This window comes from Amycolatopsis suaedae (genome assembly GCF_004214935.1).
In the GTDB taxonomy this organism is placed as follows: Bacteria; Actinomycetota; Actinomycetes; order Mycobacteriales; family Pseudonocardiaceae; genus Amycolatopsis; species Amycolatopsis suaedae.
On the sequence record NZ_SFCC01000016.1, the window covers coordinates 89,346 to 115,049 of the forward strand.

General features: G+C 72.5%; 21 protein-coding genes and 2 pseudogenes. 15 read left to right on the forward strand and 8 right to left on the reverse strand.

The window, feature by feature from the left end; all coding sequences use genetic code 11:
* Positions 1-15 precede the first annotated feature (15 nt).
* The 6 genes from EWH70_RS28230 to EWH70_RS28255 are packed head-to-tail and all read left to right on the forward strand — an operon-like array spanning position 16 to position 6,030.
* Positions 16-696, forward strand: a complete 681-nt coding sequence (locus tag EWH70_RS28230; RefSeq protein ID WP_130478570.1) for an HAD family hydrolase — start codon at positions 16-18, stop codon at positions 694-696.
* Positions 693-2,384 (forward strand): dihydroxyacetone kinase family protein, encoded by a 1,692-nt coding sequence (locus tag EWH70_RS28235; RefSeq protein ID WP_130478571.1) that lies wholly within the window; start codon positions 693-695, stop codon positions 2,382-2,384. Before EWH70_RS28230 ends, EWH70_RS28235 begins: the two co-directional genes overlap by 4 nt.
* Complete coding sequence (locus tag EWH70_RS28240; protein WP_130478572.1) at positions 2,381-2,842, forward strand: ribose-5-phosphate isomerase; 462 nt, start codon at positions 2,381-2,383, stop codon at positions 2,840-2,842. The genes EWH70_RS28235 and EWH70_RS28240 overlap by 4 nt, the downstream gene beginning before the upstream one ends.
* Before the next feature lie 37 nt (positions 2,843-2,879).
* Positions 2,880-3,911 carry a 2-hydroxyacid dehydrogenase gene (locus EWH70_RS28245; protein ID WP_130478573.1) on the forward strand — a complete coding sequence of 344 codons (1,032 nt, stop codon included), beginning with the start codon at positions 2,880-2,882 and terminating at the stop codon, positions 3,909-3,911.
* A gap of 5 nt (positions 3,912-3,916) precedes the next feature.
* The gene (locus EWH70_RS28250; protein WP_130478574.1) at positions 3,917-5,374 is read left to right on the forward strand and encodes an FGGY-family carbohydrate kinase; all 1,458 of its coding nucleotides are present in this window, start codon (positions 3,917-3,919) and stop codon (positions 5,372-5,374) included.
* Positions 5,374-6,030 (forward strand): class II aldolase/adducin family protein, encoded by a 657-nt coding sequence (locus EWH70_RS28255; RefSeq protein ID WP_130478575.1) that lies wholly within the window; start codon positions 5,374-5,376, stop codon positions 6,028-6,030. The genes EWH70_RS28250 and EWH70_RS28255 overlap by 1 nt, the downstream gene beginning before the upstream one ends.
* A gap of 5 nt (positions 6,031-6,035) precedes the next feature.
* Here EWH70_RS28255 and EWH70_RS28260 read toward each other — a convergent pair whose 3' ends face one another.
* Entirely contained in the window at positions 6,036-7,052 is a 1,017-nt protein-coding gene (locus EWH70_RS28260; RefSeq protein WP_130478576.1) for a PDR/VanB family oxidoreductase, read from the reverse strand.
* Positions 7,049-7,930: a metal-dependent hydrolase gene (locus EWH70_RS28265; protein ID WP_130478577.1), complete on the reverse strand. Its 882-nt coding sequence runs from the start codon at positions 7,928-7,930 to the stop codon at positions 7,049-7,051. Before EWH70_RS28265 ends, EWH70_RS28260 begins: the two co-directional genes overlap by 4 nt.
* A gap of 95 nt (positions 7,931-8,025) precedes the next feature.
* Between EWH70_RS28265 and EWH70_RS36745 the strand changes: the two are divergent.
* Positions 8,026-8,334 (forward strand): annotated as a pseudogene (locus tag EWH70_RS36745) (ArsR/SmtB family transcription factor); the annotation flags it as partial.
* A gap of 9 nt (positions 8,335-8,343) precedes the next feature.
* Positions 8,344-8,706: pseudogene (locus EWH70_RS36750) on the forward strand (SRPBCC domain-containing protein); the annotation flags it as partial.
* Between the two features lie 43 nt (positions 8,707-8,749).
* On the opposite strand, the gene EWH70_RS28275 reads toward EWH70_RS36750, so the two are convergent.
* Complete coding sequence (locus tag EWH70_RS28275) at positions 8,750-9,172, reverse strand: SRPBCC family protein (RefSeq protein WP_130478578.1); 423 nt, start codon at positions 9,170-9,172, stop codon at positions 8,750-8,752.
* A 39-nt stretch (positions 9,173-9,211) separates the two neighbouring features.
* Positions 9,212-10,276, reverse strand: coding sequence for an AraC family transcriptional regulator (locus EWH70_RS28280; RefSeq protein ID WP_130478579.1), 1,065 nt, complete (start codon positions 10,274-10,276; stop codon positions 9,212-9,214).
* Between the two features lie 84 nt (positions 10,277-10,360).
* On the opposite strand from EWH70_RS28280, the gene EWH70_RS28285 reads away from it, so the two are divergent.
* A complete protein-coding gene (locus tag EWH70_RS28285; RefSeq protein WP_205669291.1) occupies positions 10,361-11,449 on the forward strand; it encodes an ATP-dependent DNA ligase in 1,089 nt (362 codons plus the stop codon).
* Positions 11,446-12,447, forward strand: a complete 1,002-nt coding sequence (ligD, locus tag EWH70_RS28290) for a non-homologous end-joining DNA ligase (RefSeq protein WP_130478580.1) — start codon at positions 11,446-11,448, stop codon at positions 12,445-12,447. Before EWH70_RS28285 ends, ligD begins: the two co-directional genes overlap by 4 nt.
* A 127-nt stretch (positions 12,448-12,574) precedes the next feature.
* On the opposite strand, the gene EWH70_RS28295 is transcribed toward ligD, so the two are convergent.
* From EWH70_RS28295 to EWH70_RS28310, 4 genes are read right to left on the reverse strand one after another with little or no spacing between them, the layout of a single operon-like run.
* Complete coding sequence (locus tag EWH70_RS28295) at positions 12,575-13,573, reverse strand: sigma-70 family RNA polymerase sigma factor (protein ID WP_130478581.1); 999 nt, start codon at positions 13,571-13,573, stop codon at positions 12,575-12,577.
* A gap of 30 nt (positions 13,574-13,603) precedes the next feature.
* Positions 13,604-14,395: an alpha/beta fold hydrolase gene (locus EWH70_RS28300; RefSeq protein ID WP_130478582.1), complete on the reverse strand. Its 792-nt coding sequence runs from the start codon at positions 14,393-14,395 to the stop codon at positions 13,604-13,606.
* A 13-nt stretch (positions 14,396-14,408) separates the two neighbouring features.
* Positions 14,409-15,143 (reverse strand): SRPBCC family protein, encoded by a 735-nt coding sequence (locus EWH70_RS28305; RefSeq protein WP_130478583.1) that lies wholly within the window; start codon positions 15,141-15,143, stop codon positions 14,409-14,411.
* Between the two features lie 4 nt (positions 15,144-15,147).
* Positions 15,148-15,735 (reverse strand): ArsR/SmtB family transcription factor, encoded by a 588-nt coding sequence (locus EWH70_RS28310; protein ID WP_205669292.1) that lies wholly within the window; start codon positions 15,733-15,735, stop codon positions 15,148-15,150.
* Between the two features lie 130 nt (positions 15,736-15,865).
* Between EWH70_RS28310 and EWH70_RS28315 the strand changes: the two genes are divergently transcribed.
* The 5 genes from EWH70_RS28315 (at position 15,866) to EWH70_RS28335 (ending at position 25,695) form a co-directional block, all read left to right on the forward strand.
* Entirely contained in the window at positions 15,866-18,211 is a 2,346-nt protein-coding gene (locus EWH70_RS28315) for a penicillin acylase family protein (RefSeq protein ID WP_130478584.1), read from the forward strand.
* A 130-nt stretch (positions 18,212-18,341) separates the two neighbouring features.
* Positions 18,342-19,457 (forward strand): penicillin acylase family protein, encoded by a 1,116-nt coding sequence (locus EWH70_RS28320; protein WP_165436452.1) that lies wholly within the window; start codon positions 18,342-18,344, stop codon positions 19,455-19,457.
* A 234-nt stretch (positions 19,458-19,691) separates the two neighbouring features.
* On the forward strand, positions 19,692-22,031 hold the full coding sequence (locus EWH70_RS28325; RefSeq protein WP_240687278.1) for a PQQ-dependent sugar dehydrogenase: 2,340 nt from the start codon (positions 19,692-19,694) through the stop codon (positions 22,029-22,031).
* Positions 22,032-22,101: 70 nt separating this feature from the next.
* Positions 22,102-23,490 carry an alpha/beta hydrolase gene (locus EWH70_RS28330; RefSeq protein WP_130478586.1) on the forward strand — a complete coding sequence of 463 codons (1,389 nt, stop codon included), beginning with the start codon at positions 22,102-22,104 and terminating at the stop codon, positions 23,488-23,490.
* Between the two features lie 114 nt (positions 23,491-23,604).
* A complete protein-coding gene (locus EWH70_RS28335) occupies positions 23,605-25,695 on the forward strand; it encodes a DNA gyrase/topoisomerase IV subunit B (RefSeq protein WP_130478587.1) in 2,091 nt (696 codons plus the stop codon).
* Positions 25,696-25,704: the final 9 nt, after the last annotated feature.

The following is a 25,704-nucleotide window of genomic DNA, read 5'->3' on the forward strand; positions in this document are numbered from 1 at the left end:
TGAAAGGAGTTCTCCATGGCGCTCGCCGCTGTCGTGTTCGACCTGGACGGTGTCCTGGTCGAGAGTGAACACCTCTGGGAGGAGAACTGGGTGGCCTACGCCGCCCGGTACGGCGTCGAGTGGACCGCCGAGGACACCGGCACCGTGCAGGGCATGAGCGCCCCGGAGTGGGCGGCCTACCTCGCCACCCGCAGCGGCACCGACGAGACCGCCGAGCAGGTGGAGCATGCCGTCGTCGACGGCATGATCGCCGCCATCGAGGCCGGCCGGGCACCGCTGCTGCCCGGTGCGGACGCCATGGTGCGCGACGTCGCCGCCACCGCCCCGGTCGCACTGGCCTCCTCGGCGGCCCGCCGGGTCATCGACGCCGTCCTGCGCACGCACGGGCTGACCGGGGAGTTCACCGCGACGGTCAGCAGTGCCGAGGTGGCCCGCGGCAAGCCCAGCCCCGACGTCTACCTGGAGGCGGCGAGCCGCCTCGGCCGGGCGGGCTCGGAGTGCCTCGGCGTCGAGGACTCCAGCAACGGCATCCGCGCCGCCGCCGCTGCCGGGCTGACCGTCGTCGCGCTGCCCAACCCCGCCTACCCGCCCAAGCCCGACGCGCTGGCCCTGGCCACGGTCGTGGCCGCCGACAACGACGAGGTCCGCGCCACGCTGCTGGCCTACCTCGCCGGGGAGGCGGTGGCGCGGCGATGACCACCCTCGGAACGGCGGCCACGTTCAAACGCGACTGGGTCGACGGCTACGTCACCGCCTACGGCAGGCACGTCCGCAAGGTGCCCGGCGCCTACGGCGTCGTGGGCAGGCACGTGCCGCGGCAGGGCAAGGTCGCCGTCGTCATCGGCGGCGGGTGCGGGCACTACCCGGCCTTCGCCGGGCTGGTCGGCCCCGGCCTCGCCGACGCCGCCGTGGTCGGCGACGTGTTCACCAGCCCCAGCGCCGAGCAGGTCTACCGCACCGCGCGGGCCGCCGACGGCGGCGCGGGTGTGCTCTTCGGCTACGGCAACTACCAGGGCGACGTGCTCCACTTCGGACTCGCCGCCCGCCGCCTGGCCGCCGAGGGCATCGACAGCCGCACCATCCTGGTCACCGACGACGTCGCCAGCGGCCCGGCCGGTGACACGGCGCGCCGCCGCGGCGTCGCGGGCGACTTCCTGGTGTTCAAGATCGCCGGTGCCGCCGCCGAGCGTGGGGACGACCTGGACGGCGTGTACGCCGCCGCGATGCGTGCCAACGCCGCGGTCCGCACGTTCGGCGTCGCCTTCGGCGGCTGCACCCTGCCCGGCGCCGACGCGCCGCTGTTCACCGTCGACGGCGACAAGATGGAGCTGGGCCTCGGCATCCACGGCGAGCCCGGCGTCCGCACGGTCGGCAGGCTGGACGCCACCGCGCTGGCCGACGAGCTGGTGGACGGGCTGCTGCCCGAACTGCCCGGGCAGGGCCGGGTCGCGGTGCTGGTCAACGGGCTGGGCCGCACCAAGTACGAGGAGATGTTCACCGCCTACGGCCGCATTCACTCCCGGCTCGGAGCGGCCGGGCTGGAGGTCGTCGACACCCAGGTCGGCGAGTTCGTGACGTCGCTGGACATGGCGGGCATGTCGCTGTCGGTCATGGTGCTCGACGACGAGCTGGCCGGGCTCTACGCCGCGCCGTGCGACAGCCCCGGCTACCGCAGCACCGGCGCCGTGCTCGCGCCCGTGGCGCTGGAGTCCACAGTGGACGACACGCTGGCGCGGCCGGACGGGCCGGCGGGACCGCGGCTGGTCGACCGGGCGCTCACCGCCGCGCTGGAGGTCATCGAGGCGAACGAGGACGAGCTGGGCAGGCTGGACGCGGTCGCCGCCGACGGCGACCACGGACTGGGCATGACCCGCGGCATGCGGGCCGCCGTCGCCGCCGCCCGCTCGGCCGAGGCGGGCGACACGGTGCCCGGCGGGCTGCTCGCCGCGGGAACGGCGTTCGCCGACGCCGCCGGTGGCGCGTCCGGTGCCCTCTACGGCGTACTGCTCGCCGAGACCGGCGCCGGCCTGCGTGACGGCATCACCGCGCAGAGCCTGACCGCCGCCGTCGACGGCGCGGTGGCCGCGTTCGTCGAGCTGGGCGGTGCCCAGCCGGGGGACAAGACGATGCTCGACGCGATCGGCCCGTTCGCCGACACCCTGCGCGACCAGGTGACCGCCGGTGCCGATCCGGCGGCCGCCTGGACGGCCGCGGCCGAGCGGGCCACCGCCGCCGCGGCCGCCACCGCCGACCTGCTGCCCGCCCGCGGCCGCGCCGCCCGCCTGGCGCGGCGCAGCCTCGGCCACCCCGACCCCGGCGCGACGTCGTTCGCCTTGCTGGTCACCGCCGTCGCAGCCGCGCTCAACGAGAAGGAAACCGTATGAGGATCGTCGTCGCCGCCGACAACGCCGGTGTGGAACTGAAGAACCAGCTACGGGACCTGCTGCGGGCCGACGCCAGGGTCGCCGAGGTGACCGACCTCGGCGTGCCCGACGCCTCCGACGAGCGGCCCTACCCCGACCTCGGGCTGGCCGCGGCCGAGACGGTCGCGCGTGGCGAGGCCGACCGGGGCGTGCTGGTCTGCGGTACCGGCATCGGCGTGGCCATCTCGGCCAACAAGGTGCCCGGTGTGCGGGCGGCCGTCGTGCACGACTCCTACTCGGCCGAGCGGTCGGTGAAGTCGAACGACTGCCAGATCATCACCTTCGGCGCCAGGGTGATCGGCGCCGAGCTGGCCAAGAAGATCGTCGGGGAGTGGCTGGACTACCGGTTCGACCCCGAGTCGGCCAGCGCGACCAAGGTCGCGCGGATCACCGAGTACGAGCGGGCGCACGGCGCCTGACGCAAACTGGACACAGATACTGGTTCGAGGAGGAACCGTGCGGATCCTGGCTGCGGGAGACGAGTTCGTCGGCACCGGACTGCTGACCGAGGCGGTACGGGCGGAGGCAGGCGGCGGGCACGAGTTCGCCGAGCTGTCGCTGCCGTGGCCGGTCGTGCCGTTCGGGCCGGTCGGCGGTGTGGTCGAGGCCAGCGGCACCGAGGCCGACGTGATCGCCGCGCTGGCCGGCGCCGAGGTCGCGGTCACGCAGATGGCGCCGTTCACCAAGGCCGTGTTCGCGGCCGCGCCGGACCTGCGGCTGGTGTCGGTGTGCCGGGGCGGGCCGGTGAACGTCGACCTGGAGGCCGCCACCGAGGCCGGGGTCACCGTGACCTACGCGCCGGGCCGCAACGCCGGTGCCGCCGCGGAGTTCGCCGTCGGCATGATCCTGGCCGCGATGCGGCGGATCGCCACGTCGTCGGCCGAGTTGCTGGCGGGCACCTGGCGCGGCGACTACTACGCCTACGACCAGGCAGGGGTGGAACTGGACGGCACCACCGTCGGCCTGGTCGGCTACGGCGCCATCGGCGCACGGGTGGCCAGGGTGCTGGTCGCGTTCGGCGCGCGGGTGCTGGTCGCCGACCCCTACGCCGACCCCGCGGCGGTCACCGCGGACGGCGCGCGCCTGGTGGAGCTGGACGAGCTGCTGCGCGGCAGCGCGGTGGTGAGCCTGCACGCGCGGCTGACCGAGGAGACCAGGCACCTGATCGACGCGGCGAAGCTGGAGCTGCTGCCGCACGGCGCGGTGCTGGTCAACACCGCCCGCGGCGGGCTGCTGGACTACGCGCCGCTGCCGGACCTGCTGCGGTCGGGCCGCCTGGGCGCGCTGGCACTGGACGTCTACGACGTCGAGCCGCCCCCGGCGGACTGGGCGCTGCGGGACGTGCCGAACGTCATCGCCACCCCGCACCTGGCCGGCGCCAGCAGGCAGACCGCGCAGCGGGCGGCGCGGATCGTCGCCGCCGAGGTCGGCCGCTACGTCCGCGGCGAACCGCAGGCCCACGTGGCCAACCCCGCGGTGCTGGGCTGACCGCCATGGCCGGCCGGATCATCGGTGTCGACATCGGCACCTCGCTGACCAAGGCGGTCGTGTTCGACGACGCGGGCGTGTCGATCGCCGACGCGTGCACGCCGTCGACGGTGCACCACCTGCCCGGCGGGCGGGTGGAGCAGGACCTGGACCAGGTGATCGGCACCGTCGTCACCGTGGTGCGCGAGGTCGCGGCCCGGCTGGACGAGCCGGTCGCCGCGCTGGCGCTGACCGGGCAGGGCGACGGCCTGTGGCTGCGCGACGCCGGCGGCGCCGCCGTGCGCCCCGCACTGTCCTGGCTGGACGGACGGGCCAACTCGGTGGTGGCGAAATGGCAGGCCAGCGGGGTGTCGCAGGAGGTGTTCCGGCACACCGGGTCGGGCATCTTCCCCGGCTGCCACGCCGCGCTGCTGTCCTATTTGGACGAACACGAGCCGGAGTCGCTGGACCGGGCCGTCGTCGCCGGTTACTGCGTCGACGCGGTGCTGCAGCGGCTCACCGGCGAGATCACCGTGGACGTCTCCGACGCGTCGCTGCCCTTCCTCGACCCGGTGACCCGGACCTACTCGGCCGCCGCCATCGAGGCGTGCGGGCTGGGCCACCGGCGTGGCCTGCTCGCCGAGCCCGCACCGGCGGGCGCGGTGTTCCGGCTGAACGCCGCGGGTGCCGCGCTGCTGGGCCTTCCGGAGGGGCTGCCGGTGACGGCCGGCCCGTTCGACCTGCCCGCCAGCGCCATCGGCGCCGGGGTCCGCGAGCCCGGCGACGGCATCCTCACCGCGGGCACCACGCTGGCCTGCCAGGTGCTGACCCGCGACGTCAGCTGGGACCGCGACGGCGAGCCCGCCGGGATGTTCCTGGCCACCCCGTCGCCGGAGGACTACCTGCGGGCCATGCCCGCCATGGTCGGCACGGCCGGGATCGACTGGGTGTGCGGCCTGCTGGGCATCCGGGTCGAGCAGATCGGCGAGCTGCTGACGCAGAGCCCGCCCGGCGCGAACGGGGTGCGGGCGCTGCCGTTCCTGTCCGCGTCGGGGGAGCGGGCGCCGTTCGTCGACGCCGGTGCGCGGGCGCAGTTCGCCGGTCTCAGCCTGGAGACCACGCGGGCCGACCTGGTGCGGGCGCTGTGCGAGTCGGTCGCCTACGCGGCCCGGCACTGCTTCGCCTCGGCCGGGCTGTCGGGCAGGCTGTACGCCTGCGGTGGCGGGGTGCGCTCGGCGGAGTGGACGCGGATCTTCGCCGACGTGCTGGGTACCGGGATCGTCATCCCCGGCGACCCCGGGGTCGGCGCGCGGGGTGCGGTGTTCACCGCGGGCGCGGCGCTGGGCGAGCCGTTCGACGCCGAGGTGTGGGCGCGGGGGGCGCACACGGTGGCCGTCCGGCCGGACAACGCGGAGACCTACGAGCGCGGCTACCGCGACTACCTGGCGGCACTGGACGGCGCCCGTCCACTGTGGAGGATCTAATGCTATTGGCACATGAGCGCGCGGACGTCTGCGAGTACGCGCGCAGGTTGTCCGCGGACGGGCTGGTGGTGGGCACGTCGGGCAACATCTCGGTGCGCTCGGGCGACCTCGTCGCCGTGACGCCGACCGGCGTGGACTACGCGCGGCTGGAGCCCGCCGACGTCCCGGTCGTCGACCTGGCCGGCGACGTGGCAGACGGCGAACTACGGCCGACCAGCGAGCTGCCGATGCACCTGGCGGTCTACACCCGGGCGGCCGATCCCGACGGAGCGCCGGTCGGTGCCGTGGTGCACACCCACTCCACCCATGCCACGGCCGTGTCGGCACTGGCCGAGGAGGTGCCGCCGATCCACTACATGGTCGCGGCCATCGGGCCGAGCGCGCGGGTGGCCCGCTACGCCACCTACGGGACCGCGGAGCTGGCCGAGTCGATGCTGGCCGCGCTGGAGGGGCGCCGTGGCTGCCTGCTGGCCAACCACGGCACCGTCACCTACGGCGCTGATCTCGCCGCCGCCTACTCGCGGGCCGAGCAGCTGGAGTGGGTGTGCCGGGTGTGGCTGACCGCCCGCGCCGCCGGGGACCCGGCGCTGCTGCCCGGCGAGGAGATCGAGCACGTGGTGGACCGCCTGCGCGGTTACGGCCAGCCCCGCCGGTAGCACCGCTACAGGTCCAGCGTCAGGGTGCCGCCCGCGGCGCGGGAGACGCAGATCGCCATCTCGCCCGCGCGTTCGGCCGGGGTCAGCGACCGGTCCCGGTGCTCGACCTCGCCCGCCAGCACCCCGGTACGGCAGGTGCCGCAGAAGCCCTGCCTGCACGAGTAGGCCACCCCCGGCTCGGCCTCACGCACCACGTCCAGCACGGTGCGGTCGGCCGGCACCCGCAGTGTCCGGCCGCTGCGGGCCAGCCGCAGGTCGAACGGCCTGCCGCCGACCACCGGGGGAGCGGAGAACCGTTCGGAGTGCAGCCCGGCCACGTGGGCGGGCAGGTCCAGGCGGACCCCGGTGACCATCGGCGGCGGCCCGCAGCAGTACACCCGCGCGCCCCGTGGCGCCCGCTCCAGCAGTTCGGCTCCGGACGCCGGGATGCCGTACTCGGTGTCCGGGCGCACCCACACCCGGTCGCCGTCCAGCTCGTCCAGGAACGGCATCGACTCCCTGGACCGTCCACAGTAGACAAGGCGCCAGTCCACGCCCGCCCGGGCCGCGGCCCGCACCATCGGCAGGATCGGGGTGATGCCGATGCCGCCCGCGACGAACAGGTACGCCGGTGCCGGGATGAACGGGAAGGCGTTGCGTGGCCCGCGTGCGTCGACCCGGGACCCCGCCCGCAGCGTCTCGTGCACCTCGGCCGAGCCACCGGCACCGCCGGGGACGCGGCGTACGGCGATCCGGTACCGCCACCGGTCGGCGGGATCGCCGCACAGCGAGTACTGCCGCACCCGGCCCGAGGCCAGCACCAGATCGAGGTGACAGCCCGGATGCCACGGCGGCAGCGCGGTGCCGTCGGCCGCGGCCAGCGTCAGCGCCAGCACGTCGGCCGCGACGACGTCGGCGCGTCGCACCACGAGCCGCAGCGTCCGGTCCACCGGCGTCACCGGCGGGCGGCCCCGGTCCAGCCGTGACAGCAGTTCGAACAGCGCCGCGGCACGTTCCAGGGTGCGCAGGAACGGCGTGGTCACTGCTCGGCGGCCCGCGCGGCGGGCGAGCTGGCCAGGTAGGCCACCGCCTGCTCGGTCGACCCGTGGTGCGAGGGGTGGTAGCCGCGGCGGAAGTAGGGCGCGAGCAGCCGCAGCACCTGCCAGAAGCCGGGCACGAGACCACGGCGGGCACTGCGCCGCAGGTCCCGCCAGCGCGGCTTCGCCCCGCGCAGCGACGGGTCGCTGGCCATCAGGTACTTGACGCCCCGGATCCACAGCCACAGGAAGAACGGCGCGGCGACGGCGAACAGCCGGATGCGGCGCAGGTAACGGCCGTCGAGGTGCTGGTAGAGGTCGAACGCCACCGAGCGGTGCTCGACCTCCTCCGAACCGTGCCAGCGCAGCAGGTCCAGCATCGTCGGGTCGGCACCGGCGGCGTCCAGCGCCTTCGCGTCGAGGATCCACTGGCCGAGGAACGCGGTGATGTGCTCGACGCCGGCCACCAGCGCGACCCGCTCCACCAGCCACTCCTCCCGGCGCCGCTCGTCGGGTTCGTCGCGGTCGCCGAGCACCCTGCCGAACAGGTGCTCCAGCTGCCGCACGTAGGGCCGGGTGTCCAGGCCGTGTGCGTCGAAGTGGTCGAGCACGCCCTGGTGGGACTTGGCGTGCATGGCCTCCTGGCCGATGAACCCCAGCACGTCCTCGCGCAGCTTGTCGTCCTTGATCAGCGGCACGGCCTGGCCGAACACACGGACGAACCACTCCTCGCCCTCAGGTAGCAGCAGGTGCAGGACGTTGATCAGGTGGGTGGCGAACGGCTCGCCGGGCACCCAGTGCATGGGCAGTTCCGACCAGTCGAACCGGACGTCGCGGGCGTGCAGCGCCACCTCGTCGGGGCCGCGCAGTTCGTCGCTGGGCATCGCCGCCTCCTTTAAGTGTTACCTGAAGTAACGGTTACTGAAGTTAGCACGGTGAGGCAGGGTTGACATGTGACCTTTTGGTCACCTATGTTGGCCTGGTGAGCGACGACCGGGTGTTCAAGGCGCTGGCCGACCCGAGCCGGCGCTTCCTGCTCGACCTGCTCTTCGCCCGCGAGGGGCGCACCCTCACGGAGCTGGAGTCGGAGCTGGAGATGACACGGTTCGGCGTGATGAAGCACCTCAAGGTGCTCGAGGACGCCGGACTCGTCATCGCCCGGCGTTCCGGGCGGGAGAAGTTGCACTACCTCAACGCCGTACCCATCCGGCTGGTCCACGACCGGTGGATCGACAAGTACACCGAACGACAGGTGTCGGCACTGGCCGACCTCAAGGGAACCCTCGACTACGACCTGCGGCCCGGGGGTGCGTTCCGCGGGCTGGCCAGCCAGGAACTGAAGGAGCACGGCGCGCCGGACGTCTGTGCGGACGGGGAGATCCTCGAGGTCGATCCACCGCGCAGACTCGTGCAGACCTGGCGCATGCTCATGGACGACGATCTCGCCGCCGAGGGCTTCACCAAGCTCACCTACGAGGTCGAGCCCGCGGGAGACGGTGTGGTGAAACTGACCGTCACCCACGAGCTGGACGGCGCTCCGGAGCTGGCGAAGGTGGTCAGTGGTGCGATGGAGAGCGAGGGCGCGGGCGGCGGCTGGGCTCGCATCCTCAGCGATATCAAGACCCTGCTGGAGACCGGCGCACCGATGCCGAGGGGGTGAGCCGTCGCCGGGTGCCCGCCCACGGCGGGCACCCGGCACGGTGCTAGACCTGCGACTCCATGGCCTCCAGGAAGTGGTTCCAGCCCTCGGTGGCCGGCTCGATCTGATCCTCCGGCAGCGGGCCGACCTGGGTGACGGTCAGCGTCGTCTTCCCGGCGGCCTCGGCCAGCTCGACGGTCAGCGGCGAGCCCTCGGACGACGGGTCGTCGCCGAAGGTCAGCACCAGCCGGCTGGGCTCGTCGATCTCCTGGAATCTGCCGCCGAAGACCATCTCGTTGCCTTCGTAGATCATGACCGCGTTCCAGTCGCCGCCGACCTTGGCGTCGACCGTCGTGCGCTCGGGTACCGAGCCGAACCAGCCGGCGAACTTGGCCGGGTCGGTCCACAGCCGGAACAGGTCGGCGGCTGCCGCGTCGAAGGTCCGGCTGACCGTGATGGTCACGGATTCGGGAACTGTGCTCGTCATGTCGTGCCTTTTTCTCGTAGAGACAGGGACGGGACGACGTTATGAGGCGCGCCGGCCGTCGCCGAGGTCCACACGCGACACGGTGCGGTCCACACGCGCCAAGGTCGCGCGCACCGCGGCGGGAGCCGTGCCGCCCCAGCGCCGGAACGCCTTGCGCAGTGCCCTGGCGTCGGTGAAGCCGACCCGGGTGGCGACCGACTGCACCGTCAGCTCGTCGTGACGCAGCAGTCGCAACGCGTGCTCGTAGCGCACCCGGTCGGCCTCCTCGCGCCAGCTGGTGCCCGCCTCGGCCAGGCGCCGTTGCAGGGTGCGCCCGCTCATCGCCATCGCCGTGGCCATCGCGTCCAGTGACACGGCGGGCGTCTCGGCGAGCCTGCCGCGGAACCGGTCCAGCCACGGCAGCACCGTGCTCGGCGCGCTCGCCACGATCACGGCCATGCTGCCGCGCAGCAGTTCGCCGAGCCGCAGGTCGGCACCCGGTGTGGCCAGCGCCGCGTCGGCGGCCGACAGCGTGATGGAGCAGTCCGGGGCGTCGAACTCCAGTTCCGCGGCGTTCCATTCCCCGGTGAGCCTGCGGTGGTGTTCCGGCGCCCGGTGGGTGAAGCTCACCCGCAGCGGGACCAGCGGCGCCGCGGCGGCGTGCCGGGCCGAGCCGAGCAGGCGGCCGAGGACGAACTCGTGGTTGAGCGCGGCGGCGTCGGTCCACTCGATGGCGCCGCGCCAGCGCACGGTGACCGACTCGTCGTCGTTGACGGTGTACGCGACGTTCGTGTCCGGGTCGGCGACCACGGTGCGGTGCCGCAGGGCGTTGCGCAGCACCTCGCCGACGGTGCGGCTGTGGACGGCCAGGTAGTCCCAGATTCCCAGCGCGCCGAGGCTCGCCTCGTCCGCGATCCGCAGGCCGGTTCCCGCCTCGGGTGCGGCCCAGGCCAGCAGTTCCCACATCCGGGCGACACTGCCGGTGGGCACCCGGACCAGCTCGTCGGACAGCGCGGACGGGGCGATGCCGGGCAGCCGGTCGACCTCGGCCCTGTCGATCCCGGCCAGCAGCACCTGCTCGTGCACCAGCCGGGCGACATGAACGCCCACCGTCGAACCCGTCACCGCAACTCCTGCCGTACCCGGCGGGGAGCCTAGGTGGACATTCTGGACGAAATCTACAGCCCGTTTCCGGGCTAGGATCTGGCCGTGGATCTACCACTGATGCCGCCGGTCAAGCCGATGCTGGCCAAGGCCGTGCACGAGCTGCCCCGGGCGGACGGGCTGCGCTACGAGCCGAAGTGGGACGGCTTCCGCTGCGTCGTGTTCCGCGACGGCGACGAGGTCGTCCTCGGCTCCCGGCACGACCGGCCGCTCACCCGGTACTTTCCCGAACTGGTCGAGTTGCTGCGGGAGACGCTGCCGCCACGCTGCGTCGTGGACGGCGAGGTCATCCTGGTCACCGACGAGGGGCTGGACTTCGAGACCCTGCAGCTGCGGCTGCACCCCGCGGCGTCGCGGGTACGGCTGCTGGCCGAGCAGACACCGGCCAGCTTCGTGGCGTTCGACCTGCTCGCACTCGGCGACCGGGACCTGACCGGGGAGCCGTTCGACACCCGGCGCGAGCTGCTGGAGCAGGCCGTCGCCGCCGGCCGCGCCGACCGGCCGTCGCGGCTGCACCTGACACCGATGACCAGCGACCCGGACCGCGCGCAGGACTGGTTCACCCGGTTCGAGGGCGCCGGGTTCGACGGCGTGATGGCCAAGCCCGGTGACGCGCCGTACGAGCAGGACCGCCGGACCATGTGGAAGGTCAAGCACCGGCGGACCGCCGACTGCGTGGTGGCCGGGTTCCGCTGGCACGTGGACGGCAACGGGATCGGGTCGCTGCTGCTGGGGTTGTACGACGACGCGGGCACGCTCAACCACGTCGGCGTGGCCAGCAGCTTCACCGCCGCGCGGCGGCGGGAGCTGGTCACCGAGCTGGCACCGCTGCGGGAGAACGCGCTGGAGGGGCATCCGTGGCGGGCCTGGGCCGACGCGCACGCCGAGCACGAGGGCCTGGTGCCCGGCGGGCAGAGCCGGTGGAACCCGAAGAAGGGCCTGCAGTGGGAGCCGGTGCGGCCGGAGTGGGTCGCCGAGGTGCGCTACGAGCACGTCCAGGGCGGGCGGTTCCGGCACGGCGGGCGGCTGGTGCGGTTCCGCCCGGACCGTACGCCGGAGTCGTGTACCTACGCCCAGCTGGAACAGGTCGCCCCGGCCGAACTGGCCGGGCTGCTCGCCGAGGAGGCCAGGTGACCGGGAAGCTGGTACTCGACGTCGACGGCGTCGAGGTCACGGTGTCCAATCCGGACAAGGTGTATTTCCCCCGCAACGGCGAGACCAAGCTGGACCTGGTCCGCTACTACCAGGCCGTCGCCGGGCCGCTGCTGGGCACACTGCGCGACCGGCCGCTGCTGCTGGAGCGTTACCCGGGCGGGGCGGGCGGCAAGTCGTGGTTCCAGAAGCGGGTGCCGAAGGACATCCCGGACTGGCTGACCACCCGCGTCGTCGCCACGCCCAACGGCACCACCAGCGACGCGCTGGTCGCGGCCGACCTCGCCCACGTGCTGTGGGCGGTCAACCTCGGTTGCCTGGGGTTTCACGTGTGGCCGTTCCGCGACCACGGCCCCGAGGTCACCGACGAGCTGCGGATCGACCTCGACCCGTCGCCCGGCGTCGGGTTCGCCGAGGTGCGCGAGGCCGCCGGGCTGACCCGGCAGCTGCTGGCCGAGGTCGGGATCGAGGCGCACCTGAAGACGTCGGGCTCACGCGGGCTGCACGTCTACGTCGCGGTGGTCCCCGCCGACGGCTACCAGGTGCGGGCGGCGGCCGTCGCGCTGGCGCGCGAGCTGGAGCGCAGGCATCCGGACCTGATCACGGCCAAGTGGTGGAAGGAGGAGCGCGGGGAGCGGGTGTTCGTCGACTTCAACCAGAACGCTCCGCACAAGACCGTGTTCGGCGCGTGGTGCGTGCGGCCGAGGGTGGGCGGGCAGGTGTCGACGCCGATCGGCTGGGACGAGCTGGCCGACGTCGTGCCCGACGACCTGACGCTGTCGACCGTCCCGGCGCGGCTGGCCGAGCGCGGTGACCCGTGGGCGGGCTACGCGGACCGGCCGCAGTCGCTGGCCCCGCTGCTGGCGTGGTCGGAGCGGGACCTGGCCGACGGCCTGATGGACGCCCCCTGGCCGCCGGTGTACCCGAAGATGCCCGGCGAGCCGCCCCGCGTCGCCCCCAGCCGCGCGAAGCGTGCCTAGCCGGGCTTCCTCGATGCCGTGAAGGGGGCCTTCACGGCGTCTGATGCCGTGAGTGCCCCCTTCACGGCATGCTTGCCGCGGACACGTGGGCGGGTAGCCCGTGGTCCGGATGGTGGTGAGGTGGCCTTCACGTGCTTGGGGCGTGCGCGGGGGTGCCGGGCGGCAGCGCGTCGGGCACGCCGAACGTGCTGAACAGGCGCAGGTCGAAGAAGTTGACCACGCGGGCGATCACGCCGTCACGGACCGTCAGCACCTGCAGGGTGAACGGCCGGAACACACCGTCGGCCGCACGCAGGTAGAGCGCGAACCCGGGCTGGCCGTTGGCCCGGACCGGCAGCAGCCGCTGGTCGTCCGGCCCGGCGGGGCACTGGACCTCCAGGTGCCGGGTGATCCGCTCCGGACCGGAGTACCAGGCGGTGAACGGCGGCATCTCCCAGACGGCGTCGGCGGTGAACAACGCGACCATCCGGCCGACGTCCTTGCGCTCCATCGCCGTGACGTAGCGGTCCAGCAGCTCCCGCTGCTCCGGACTGTCCGGTTCGGACACACCGTCCTCGGCGGCCGACAGCTCGGCCAGCCGCCCCCTGGCCCGCTGCAGCGCGCTGTTCACCGACGCGACGGTGGTCTCCAGCAACTCGGCGACCTCGGCAGCCCGCCAGGCCAGCACGTCCCGCAGGATCAGCACCGCCCGCTGCCTCGGCGGCAGCTGCTGCAAGGCCACCACCAGCGCCAGCCGGACGCTCTCCCGCGCGGTGACCACGGCGGCCGGGTCGGCCGCGTCGCCGACCAGCGCGTCCGGTACGGGCTCCAGCCACGGGACGTCGTGCTGTTCGACCAGCGGCATTCCCGGCTCGGACGGGCCGCCCAGCCCGGAGGGCAGCGGGCGGCGGCCCCGGCTCTCCAGCGCGGTCAGGCACACGTTGGTGGCAATGCGGTAGAGCCACGTCCGCAGTGACGACCGGCCCTCGAATGCCTCGTACGACCGCCACGCCCGCACGTAGGTCTCCTGCACCAGATCCTCGGCGTCGTGCACCGATCCGAGCATCCGGTAACAGTGCGCGAGCAGCTCACCGCGGAACGGATCCGCCCTGGTCAGGAACTCCTCGCCGACCGTGCTCGTCGTCATGGACCGAGCCTAGGCCACCCCACCGACAGATCAAGCCGTCAGGAACTCGGCGACCACCGGCGCCAGTACCGGCGCCTTCACCATGTGGGTCTGGCCGGGCACCGTCCGATGCGTCGCGTCGGGCAGGACGGCCGCGATGGCGCGCTGCGCGTTGCGCATGTACTCCGGGCTCTTCCCGCCGTCGGCCACCAGCACCGGCATGGTGACCGAGCTCCACCGGCCCGCGGGCAGCGGCTCGCCCTTCTGGTGCGGCTCGATCATCGCCAGGTCGGCGAGCAGTGTCGGGGCGACGGCGGTGAGCTTGCGCCACACCGGGAACAACCGCATGAGCGCGACGAAGAAGCCGGGCGCGCCGACGTAACGCATGAACATCTTCACCGCCTCGCCGCCGCGGCCCGCGTCCACTTCGGACCGGACGCGGGCGACGAAGCCGGCCGGCATGGGCGGGTGGGTGCCGTCGACGATGAACGGCGCCTCGTACAGGGCCAGCCGGTCGGCGGCCACCCCGCGGTCGGCGGCCTCCAGCGCCAGGACCGCGCCGGAGGAACAGCCGAACAGCGACACCGCGCCACCCGCTTCCTTGACCACGGCCTCCAGGTCCTCGACCTCACGCTCCACGGTCAGTTCGCCGGTGCCGCTGTCGCCGCGGCCGCGTCTGTCGTAGGCGTAGACGGTGAACCGGCCGGCCAGTTCCCTGGCCAGTGCCCGGGCCGGGCCCTGCTCGCGGTAGCAGAGCGCGCCGTCCACCAGGACCAGCGGCGGGCCGCTGCCGGTGACCTCGTAGGCGATCGTCGTGCCGTCGGCGGACGTGGTGGTCTTCATCGGGGCGTCTCCTTCAGGACAGGTGGGTGGTGAGCCACTGCTGCCAGGCGGGCTCGCCGGCGTGGTCGTCGGTGTAGAACAGGTGCATCGCCAGGATCGACGGCCCGAAGCTCTTCATGAACCGGTACATCGCGTCCGGGGTGCGGATGCCCAGGGTGTCGTCGTTGACGGCGTAGACCGTGCCCTCCACCGGGCCTTCCGGGGCGTCGAAGCGCACCGCGTCGCCCGCCGAGGGCCAGCCGGGCAGGCCGAGTGCCGTGGCCAGCCGGTCGCGGGTGGCGGCCCAGTCGGGCGCCGGCGGGCCGAACGCGGTGAACGCCGCGGCCCGGCGGCCCGCGTAGTGCCGCAGGTAGGTGGCCAGCGTGGCGAAGAACATCGCGCCGCCCTTGGACATCATGTCGAACTCGTCGGCCCAGTCGTCGCCGGGCAGGAAGCCGGAGGTGACCATCCGGACGACGGTGCTGCCGGAGTCGCGGCCCTCGACGAGGAACTCGTAGGCGATGAACCGGCCGTCCTCGTCGGGCTGCTCACCGTAGGCCAGCCGCTTTCCCGGCTCCCACGCGGTGATCGGCTGCACCGGGGCGTACTGGCCGAACAGGGTGCTGACGCTGCCGCCGGGCCCGGGGGAGACCTCGTTGCGGCCCATGAACCAGGACGTGATGCCCGGCCCGGTGGCGATGGCGTCCCACACCTGCTCGGGCGTGGCGTCGACGGTGAACTCGTCGGTGTTCTCGAACTTGTGTCCCATGTGGTCAGTCTGCTTTCGGGGTGATGGGGTGGATGGCGAGCACGACGCGGTGCGGTCGCCCGCCCCCGGCGTTCTCGTCGTGGTACTGGGAAATCAGCCGGGTGACGGTGGTGGCCAGCTCGTCGGCGAACGCGGACCGGTCGGCCGCTGAGGCGAACCGGACCTCGCCGTCGACGGCGAAGGTGGAGACCCGCTTGCCCGCCCTGGTGGCGCCGGTGACCAGCGCGCCGACCTCGCGGACCATGCGTGCCGCGACGGCCAGCAACCACCGGGCGGACAGCCGGTCCGGCGCGCGGTCGGGGTCCGGCTGCACCGGGCCGAGCGCGCTGGGGGAGATGACGTAGGAACCCGCGGTGGCCCGCAGGATCCGTTCGGTCACGTTGCCCTTGCGGCGTTCCTCCACGAGTTCGACGAGGCCGTGCCGCTCCAGCGCGCGCAGGTGGTAGTTGACCTTCTGCCGGGGCAGATCCACCCGCGACGCCAGCATGGCGGCCGAGCCGGGTTCGGCCAGTTCGGCCAGCAGGCGGGCGCGTACCGGGTCCAGGGACACCTCGGCGGCCGCCGCGTCTTCGATCACCGTCACGTCGAACATGCGACAACCTTCGCACCGAAAACATGAGTTGTCAAGAAAGAAAAAATTGTCGGTGCTGTCCACCGAAGTGAGACCTCGCACAACGGGCAAAACGGTTGCTAGAAACGAGCTCTCCGACCTGGGGGTGCTCATGCGCCGGCTCGTCACGCTCCTGCTCGTCCTGAGTTCCCTGACCGCGGTCGCCACCGCGCCCGCCTCGGCCGCGTCGCCCACGGTCCACCGGGTGGCCGGCCTGGAGCGGCCGGTGCGGCTGGTGGTCGACACCTGGGGCGTGCCGCACATCTACGCGCTGACCACCGGCGACGCGTTCCTGGCGCAGGGGTTCAACGCGGCGCGGGACCGGCTGTTCCAGCTGGATCTGTGGCTGCGTAAGGGAACCGGCCGTCTCGCCGAGGTGTTCGGCGAGAGCTACGTCGAGCAGGACCGGGCGTCGCGGCTGTTCCTCTACCGCGGCGACATGGAGCGGGAGTGGGCCGCCTACGGCCCGGAGGGCAGGGCGGCCGCGACCCGGTTCGCCACGGGCGTCAACGCCTACCTCGACTGGCTCCAGCAGAACCCGGGCGCGCTGCCGGTCGAGTTCCAGAAGCTGAACTACCGGCCGGCCCGCTGGACGCCCGAGGACGTCGTGCGGATCCGTACCCACGGCCTGAGCCGTAACCTCCACAACGAGGTGACCCGGTCCCGGACCACCTGCGCCGCCGGCCCGGCGGCCGACCGGTTCCGGGTCCACCTGCAACCCGCACACCAGCCGGCCGTCCCGGCGGGCCTGGATCCCTGTTCGCTGCCGGCTGACCTGCTCACCGTGTTCGAGTTGGCCACCTCGCCGCCGTACGTACTGGGCGGTCCCTCCGGCAGCGCGATGGCGCCGCAGGGCAGCAACAACTGGGTCGTCTCGCCGAGCCGGACCACCACCGGGCGGCCGATCCTGGCCGACGACCCGCACCGCGGCATGTTCGCGCCGTCGGTGCGTTACCTGGCGCACGTGTCCGGCCCGGAGTTCGACGTCATCGGGGCGGGGGAACCGTTCGCGCCGGGCATTTCCATCGGGCACAACGGGACCGCGTCGTTCGGGCTGACCGTGTCCGAGGTCGACCAGGAGGACCTCTACGTCTACGAACTCGACCCGGCCGACCCGGACCGCTACCGCTACGGCGACGGCTGGGAGGACATCCGCACGGTCACCGAGCAGGTTCCGGTCGCGGGTGGGACGAGCAGGCCGGTGACGCTGCGGTTCACCCGGCACGGTCCGGTGATCAAGGCCGGCGCCGGCCGCGCGTACGCCGTCCGCGCCGCGTGGCTGGAGCCGGGCGGGTCGCCGTACTACGGCAGCCTGAGCTACCTGCGGGCCAAGAACTTCGGCCAGTTCCACCGGGCGCTGGACAACTGGAACATCCCCACGGTCAACCACGTCTACGCCGACACCAGCGGGACGACCGCGTGGGCGGTGGCGGGGCTCGCGCCGCGGCGGAAGGGCTACGACGGGCTGTACCCCGTCCCCGGTGACGGCCGCTACGAATGGGACGGCTTCGTGAGCAAGCGCGAGCTGCCCCGCACGGTCGACCCGCGCGAGGGGTTCTTCGCCACCGCAAACGACTTCAACATCCCGCCGGACCATCCCCACCACCGGGGACTGAGCTACGAGTGGTCCAATCCGTCGCGGCACCAGCGCATCAGCGAGGTCCTGCGGAGCAGGCCGAAGTCGTCGGTCGCCGACTCGGCGGCGCTGCAGAACGACCAGCTGTCCATCCCCGCCCGCCGCCTGCTGGCGTTGCTGGCGCCGCTGTCGTCGGACGATCCCGACACCGCCGCCGCGCTGGCTGTACTGAACGGCTGGAACGCCGTGACCGGCCCGGAGTCCGGGCCGGCGGCGTTGTTCGAGAACTGGTTCAGCGGCCCGCTCGGCCACCACTTCCTCCGGGCGGCGGCACCGAAGGAGCTCCTGCCGCTGGTGCCGGTGCCCGATCATCAGGTGCTGCTGGACGCGATGGAGAACCCGCTGGCGTGGTTCGGGCCGGATGGCGTCCGCATCCGGGACGGCGTGCTGCTCGGCTCGCTGGCCGAGGCGTTCCGCGCGACCAGGGAGCGGCTCGGTGCCGATCCCGCGACGTGGCGGTGGGGCGAACTGCAGCACACGATGTTCTGGCATCCGCTGGCGGGGCAGGATCCGGCGTTGCGGGTCGGCCCGTTGCCCAGGGGCGGCTCCTGGTACACCGTCGACATCTCGCACTACCTGCCCTACCCGCCCTTCGGCTACCGGCAGTTCGCCGGGGCGAGCTTCCGCATGGTGCTCGACGTGGGCAACTGGGACGCCTCGCTGGCGATCAACGCGCCCGGCCAGTCGGGTGACCCGCGTAGCCCCGGCTACCGTGCGCTGGCCGAGAAGTGGCGGACCGGGCAGTACTTCCCGCTGCTGTACTCCCGGGCCGAGGTGGAACGCAACGCGGCCCAGCGGATCATCCTGCTGCCCGCGCGCTGACAAGAAAAACTGTCGGGACAATCCGTGGTCGCGAACCCTTGGAGGTCACCCGATCGGGTTGCTAGAAAAGGGGTCCTGCGATCTGGGGGTAACCAATGCGCCTGTTGCGGTCCTGCTCGTCCTGAGTTCGTTGCTCGCACTCGCCACCGCGCCCGCCGCGGCGGCACCGGAGACACCACGGACGGTCCACCGGGTGGCGGGCCTGGAGCGGCCGGTGCAGCTGGTTGTCGACAAGTGGGGCGTGCCGCACATCTACGCGCTGACCACCAACGACGCGTTCCTCGCGCAGGGGTTCAACGCGGCGCGGGACCGGCTGTTCCAGATGGATCTGTGGCTGCGTAAGGGAACCGGCCGGTTCCTCGCCACCGCGAACCAGTTCAACATCCCGGCCGATCACCCGCTGTACCGCAAGCTCAGCCACGAGTGGGCCGACCCGACCCGGCACCAGCGCATCAGCGAGGTCCTGCGGAGCAAGCCCAAGTCGTCGGTCGCCGACCCCACGGCGCTGCAGAACGACCAGCTGTCCATCCCCGCCCGCCGCCTGCTGGCCCTGCTGGCACCGCTGACGTCGGACAACCCCGACACGGCGGCCGCGCTGAAGGTGCTGAAGGGCTGGAACCACGTGGAGGGGCCGGAATCCGGCCAGGCGGCGCTGTTCGAGAACTGGTTCACCGGGCCGCTCGGCCGCTACTTCCTGTACGCGGCGGCGCCGAAGGAGATCCTGGAGTGGCTGCCCATCCCCGACCACCAGGTGCTGCTCGACGCCATGGAGAACCCGGTCAAGTGGTTCGGCCCGGACGGCGCCAGGGTCCGCGACCAGTTGCTGCTGGACTCGCTCGGCGAGGCGTTCGCCGCGACGAAGCAGCAGCTCGGCGCCGACCCCGCGAAGTGGAAGTGGGGCACGCTGCAGCACACGTTGTTCTGGCACCCGATGTCCGGCTCGGAACCGACGTTCAACGTCGGCCCGTTCCCCAAGGGCGGGTCCTGGCACACGGTCGACCTGTCGTACTACCTGACCGACAGCTACCGGCAGGTCGGCGGGGCGACGTTCCGGATGGTGCTCGACGTGGGCAACTGGGACGCCTCCCGGGTCGTGAACGCGCCCGGCCAGTCGGGCGACCCGCGTAGCCCCGGCTACCGTGCGCTGGCCGAGAAGTGGCGGACCGGGCAGTACTTCCCGCTGGTGTACTCCCGGGCCGAGGTGGAACGCAACGCCGCGCAGCGGATCACGCTGCTGCCCGCCTGACCGTCCCCAAGCACGTGAAGGCCACCTTCATTACGTGAGACGTGGTGAAGGTGGCCTTCACGTGCTTTGACGGCTGCGGGGGCCCGGCCTGACCCGGACACGGGCCTTGCCCGCGAAACGCCGGATGGGTAACCTCTGGAAAGCGCTTACAAGAAAGCGCTTTCCGCCGTGTCCTGTCCGCCGGTGTGGTGGATGTGCCTGCCACCGCACCCGCTCACAAGGTGGTGAGCAAGGTTGTCGATACGCAGACGGTGCTCGCGGGCCGCTCTCGCCGCGGTGGTGATCGCCGGTGTGGTGGTCGCCCCAGCCACGGCAGGGGCCGCGGCCACCCCGCCGCCGGACGTCCAGCTCCCCGACCCGATCCCGGAGAAGGCCATCCCGGCCGGCTTCGGGCTGGTGCTGGACGAGCTGGTCACCATGCCCAGGTCCGCGCCCGATCCACCGCCCGACGACAAGCGCCTGCAGCGCTGGGCCCGGATCAACTACGTCGGCGAGGTGCCCGACGGCTCGGGCCGGCTCTACGTTCCCGACCTCAACGGCAAGCTCTACCTGCTGCGTGACGGGGTGCCGACGACGTATCTCGACGTCGGCGGCACGTTCGAGCCCGACTTCTGGGCCACCCGCGGCCTGGGCAGCGGGTTCGGTTTCGTGACGTTCCATCCGGAGTTCGCCCGCAACGGCAAGTTCTACACCACCCACACCGAGACCGGCCGGGCGCTGACCGAGAAACCGCCGCACCTGCCGACGCAACCCGGCACCGTGATCCACAGCGTGGTCACCGAGTGGACCGCGGCCGACCCGGCCGCACCGACCTTCCGGGGCACCCACCGCGAGATGCTGCGGATCGGGTTCTCCGGGTTCACCCACGCCATCCAGCAGATCGACTTCAACCCCAACGCCCGCCCCGGCGACGAGGACTACGGCCTGCTCTACCTCGCCGTCGGCGACGGCGGACGCGGGGTGAGCAGCACCGATCCGCAGAACCTCGCGGTCCCGCAGGGCAAGATGCTGCGCATCGACCCGGCCGGGACCGACGGCGCGAGCGGGCAGTACGGCGTGCCGCGGGTCAACCCGTTCCACGGCAGGCCGGGAGTGCTCGGGGAAATCTTCTCCTACGGCTACCGCGACCCGCACCGGTTCAGCTGGGACACCGGCGGCAGGCAGCGGCTCTACCTCGGGCACATCGGCGAGCACGCCATCGAGGCCGTCTACGACGTGCGCGAGGGCGACAACTCCGGCTGGAGCCAGCGGGAGGGCGCGTTCGTCTACAAGCGTTCCGACCGCTGCTACCTGTGGTCGCTGCCCGCCGACGACGCCAAGAACCGCTTCGCCTACCCGGTCGCGGCCTACGACCACGATCCGCCGCCGTCCTGGCAGTGCCGGGGCGACGTCGGGCGCGCCATCGCGGGCGGGTTCGTCTACCGCGGGTCGAAGGTGCCCGAGCTACAAGGAAAGTACCTGTTCGCGGACCTGGTGGACGGCAGGGTGTTCTACACCGAGTCCGGCCAGATGGTCCGCGGCGCGAAACGGCTGGCGCCGCTGCACCAGGTGTCCATCTTCGACTCGTCCGGCAAACGCACCAGCATGCCGGAACTGGCCGGGGACGCCCGGGTGGACCTGCGGTTCGGCACCGACAGCTCCGGCGAGCTTTACGTGCTGTCGAAGGCCAACGGCAAGATCTGGCGGGTCACCGGCGTCCGGCCGGTCGACCCGGCGGCCTCGGCCGTCACCCCGAGCCTGGAGCCGGACCTGGTGGCGCACTACGACTTCGCGCATCCCGCCGCCGACCGTGCCCGCGAACGCGACCTCGGCCGGTCGGGTACGCAGCTGAACCTGGTCAACGGCGGTGCCGCGATGCGGGTGCCCGGCGCGGCGTACCCGAGGGGCGGACAGGCACTGGAGACCAGGCAGGTCAACCCGGACCGGGCGGGCAACGACGACTGGAAGGCCGGTGTCTACGACGCCGGGGGAACACCGACACTGGGCGCGTTCAACGGAGTCCGCGAGACGACCGTGATGGGCTGGTTCCGGCTCGGCCCGGACAACCCGGCCCGCAACTCCGGTTCGGCCGATCCGGACGACCGCTACGGCGCCGTCGGGCTGGCCGGTGTGCTTTCCGGCGACTCCAACGGGCACGCGGTGCGCGCACTGCTCGAACTGATCGAAGTGGACGGTCAGCTGCGGGTGGTTGCGCTGGGCAGGCGGCTGGACGGCGGGGCGTCGCAGACGTTCGCGGCGAACGCCGACTGGCGTACCCTGCTGCCGGAGAACGAGTGGGTGTTCCTCGCCGCCACGTTCGACTTCGACAAGGGCACGATGGCGTTGTACCGCAACGGCCAGCCGGTGCCCGGTTTCTACGTCGTGCCGGGTGATCCGTGGCAGGTCAAGTCGGCCCCGGGGCCGCACTACACGTCGCCGACCAACCCGAGGGGCTTCAAGATCGGCGGCAGTTACCCGCAGAACACCCGCGAGGGCAACGCCTGCAACTGCCGTTACGACGACCTGATGTTCCTCGACCGCGCCGCGAGCCAGGCCGAGATCGCCGCGCAGTACCACCTGTCGGTACACGGGTAGGGACAACCACACCGTCGTTGCTCGGGCAGGCCGCATGGGCCGGCCCGGGCAACGACGACAGGCTGGCATCATGCGAATCCCAGTCCTCGCCGCGGTGCTGGCCACCGCGGCGTCCCTGTGTTCGGCCGTACCCGCGAATGCGGCGGCGGTGTGGGAACCGTGCGACCCCGCGCCGCTTCAGTGCACGTCGGTCGCCGTCCCGCTGGACCACGCCCGGCCGCACGGCGCGCAGGTGTCGCTGCGGGTGTCCCGGCTGCCCGCGGGACGGCCCGCCGACCGGCGCGGCACGCTGGTGCTGATTCCCAGCGGGCCCGGCAACACCGGCGTGGCCCGGCCGGTCACGCTGAACCTGCCGCCGGAGGTCCGCGACGTCTACGACGTGGTGAGCTTCGACCCGCGCGGGCTGGGCGGCAGCACGCTCGCGAGCTGCGAGCTGTCGCTGGCCGACCTCGGTGGCCTCAACCCGTGGCCCGCTCCCGACGGCGGCATCTCCGCCAACGTCGCCACCGCACGGCGGGTCGCCGCGGCGTGTGCGGGCAACGGCGGCGACCTGGTGCGCAGCATCAGCTCGCGGACCGAGGTCGACGACCTCGACCGCATCCGCGCCGCGCTGGGGGAGCGGCGGATCTCCTACTGGGGCATCTCCTACGGCGCCTACGTCGGCGCCGCCTACGCCACCCGCTATCCGGGCCGGACCGACCGGGTGGTGCTGGACAGCCTCGGCGATCCCGACCCGGACCGGCTGGCCCGCGGCTGGCTGGCCAACACCGCAGTCGGCGCTGAGGACCGGTTCGCCGACTTCGCCAGGTGGGCCGTCGCGCAGGGAATGGCGCCGGACGCCGCCGCGGCCCGCGAGCTGTTCCTGTCCGCGGCCGCGCGACTGGACCGTTCGCCGCGCGAATGGGTCACCGGCAACACGTTGCGCGAGGCCTTGCGCGGGCTCAACACCGACGCGGGCCTGCCCCGGCTGGGCCAGCTCGTCCGGGTCGCCTCCGGCGGGCCGCTGCCCGCGCCGCCACAGCCGCCGCCGGCCGCGGCGCTGCAGAACCTGGCCGCCGTGGCGACGGCCACGATCTGCAACGACGTCGCGTGGCCCCGCCCGGTCGAGGACTACCGGCGCGGCGTCGCGGACAACCGCGCCCGGTACCCGCTGACCGCGGGGATGCCTGCCAACATCACGCCGTGCGCGTTCTGGCCGTACCCGCCGCACCAGCCGATCCGGATCACCGACCGGGGGCCGTCGAACGTGCTGCTGGTGCAGAACCTGCGGGACCAGGCCACGCCCTACGCCGGCGCGCTGAGGATGCGCGAGGCACTCGGGCGGCGCGCCGTGCTGGTCTCGGTCGACGCGGGCGGGCACGGCAGCTACCGCTCCTCGGGCAACGCCTGCGGCGACGCCGCGGTCACCCGCTACCTGCTGACCGGCACCCGCCCCGCCACCGACGTTCTCTGCCGCTGACGGCACACGTGCGACGCGACACACCCGAACATCCGTGCGAGGGCTGTCGGCCGGGCGCGCTACCCTCTCCAGTTGTGCGATGCCGGTAGATCCGGCCTCTGATGCCTCCGTTGCATGCGTGACCTGGGAGAAGCTGCTGTGACTGCCTCGGCCGAGCCCGCCTCGTCGCTGTACGGGGCCGACGACCTGACCCACCTGGAAGGGCTCGAGGCCGTCCGCAAGCGGCCGGGCATGTACATCGGGTCCACCGACAGCAGGGGGATCAACCACCTCTTCAGCGAGATCGTCGACAACTCGACCGACGAGGGTGTCGCGGGTCACGCCACCCGGGTCGTGGTCACCCTGCACGCCGACGGCAGCGTCCAGGTCGACGACGACGGCCGCGGCATCCCGACCGGCGTCCACGCCAAGTCGGGCCTGTCCGGTGTCGAGCTGGTACTGACCCGGCTGCACGCCGGCGGCAAGTTCGGCGGCTCGGGCTACAAGGCGTCGGGTGGCCTGCACGGTGTCGGCGCCTCGGCGGTGAACGCGCTGTCGCACCGGTTCGACGTCACCGTCAAGCTGGACCGCAAGGTCCACCAGATGTCGTTCGCCCACGGCGTTCCCGGCGTGTTCGACGGACCCGGTGCCAAGGCGCGGTTCACGCCGGAACCCGGCCTGCGGGTGACCGGCAAGATGAAGCGCGGCGAGTCCACCGGCACCTCGATCCGGTACTGGCACGACGCCCGCTACTTCGAGGCGGGCGCGGCACTGGACACCGAGACGGTGCGGGCGAAGCTGCGCAACACCGCGTTCCTCGTGCCCGGCGTCACCTACGTGCTGCGCGACGCCACCCGCGGCAACATCGAGGAGGAGACCTTCCACTACCCCAACGGGTTGTCGGACATGGTCGAGTTCCTGGCGCCGTCCGGGGAGAAGCCGGTGTCGGGCACGCTGCTCATCACCGGCGAGGGCGTCTACCGCGAGAACGCCGCCGACGAGAACGGCGTCATGCGGTCCAAAGTGGAGCGTCGCGCCGAGGTGGAGGTCGCGCTGCGCTGGGGAACCGGCTACGAGCGCACGATCGAGTGCTTCACCAACACCATCCGCAACGTGCACGGTGGCACGCACCGCCGCGGGTTCGACCGCGCCGTGCTCAAGGCCGTGCAGGAGGCGATCGGGCGCACCCGCGGCCTGCTCAAGCCCAAGGAGGACCCGCCGACCCTGGAGGACGTGCTCGAGGGCATGACCGCCGTGGTCCACGTGCGCATTCCCGAGCCGCAGTTCACGTCGCAGACCAAGGACGAGCTGTCCACCGCCGGCATCACCAAGGTCATCCAGGGCATCGTCGAGCGGCAGGTCAAGGAGTGGACCGAGCACCGCAAGACCAAGACCGAGGCCAAGACCGTGCTGCGGAAGGTCGTCGACGCGGCACGCGTGCGGCTGGCCCAGAAGCAGCAGAAGGACGCGGCCCGGCGCAAGACCGCGCTGGAGGGCGCGGCCATGCCGCCCAAGCTGGTCGACTGCCGCACCACCGGCGTCTCGCGCAGCGAGTTGTTCCTGGTGGAGGGCGACAGCGCGCTGGGGTCGGCGCGGATGGCGCGGGTGTCGGAGTACCAGGCGCTGCTTCCGTTGCGGGGCAAGATTCTCAACGTGCAGAAGGCCAGCCTCGGCGACACGCTGAAGAACGCCGAGATCGCCTCCATCGTGCAGGTGCTCGGCGCGGGCAGCGGCCGCACGTTCGACCTGTCCACCATGCGGTACGGCCGGGTCATCCTGATGGCCGACGCCGACGTCGACGGCTCGCACATCCGCACCCTGCTGATCACCCTGTTCGCCCGTTACATGCGGCCGGTGATCGAGGACGGCAGGCTGTTCGCCGCCATGCCGCCGTTGCACAAGATCATCACCAAGGGCCGTAACTCGGAGACCCGGTTCACGTTCACCCAGCGGGAGATGGAGACCACCGTCGCCGCGCTGGAGAAGGCGGGCAAGCAGGTCGTCACGCCGGTGCCGCGGTTCAAGGGCCTCGGCGAGATGGACGCCGACGAGCTGTGGGAGACCACGATGAACCCGGCGACCCGCTCGGTCCGCCGGATCACCCTCGACGACGCCGAGGCGGCCGAGGCCGCGCTCGAGCTGCTGATGGGGGAGAAGGTGGAGCCGCGCCGCAACTGGCTGGTCGAATCGGCCGCGCGCGTGGACCAGGACGCGATCGACATCTAGGAGACAGCG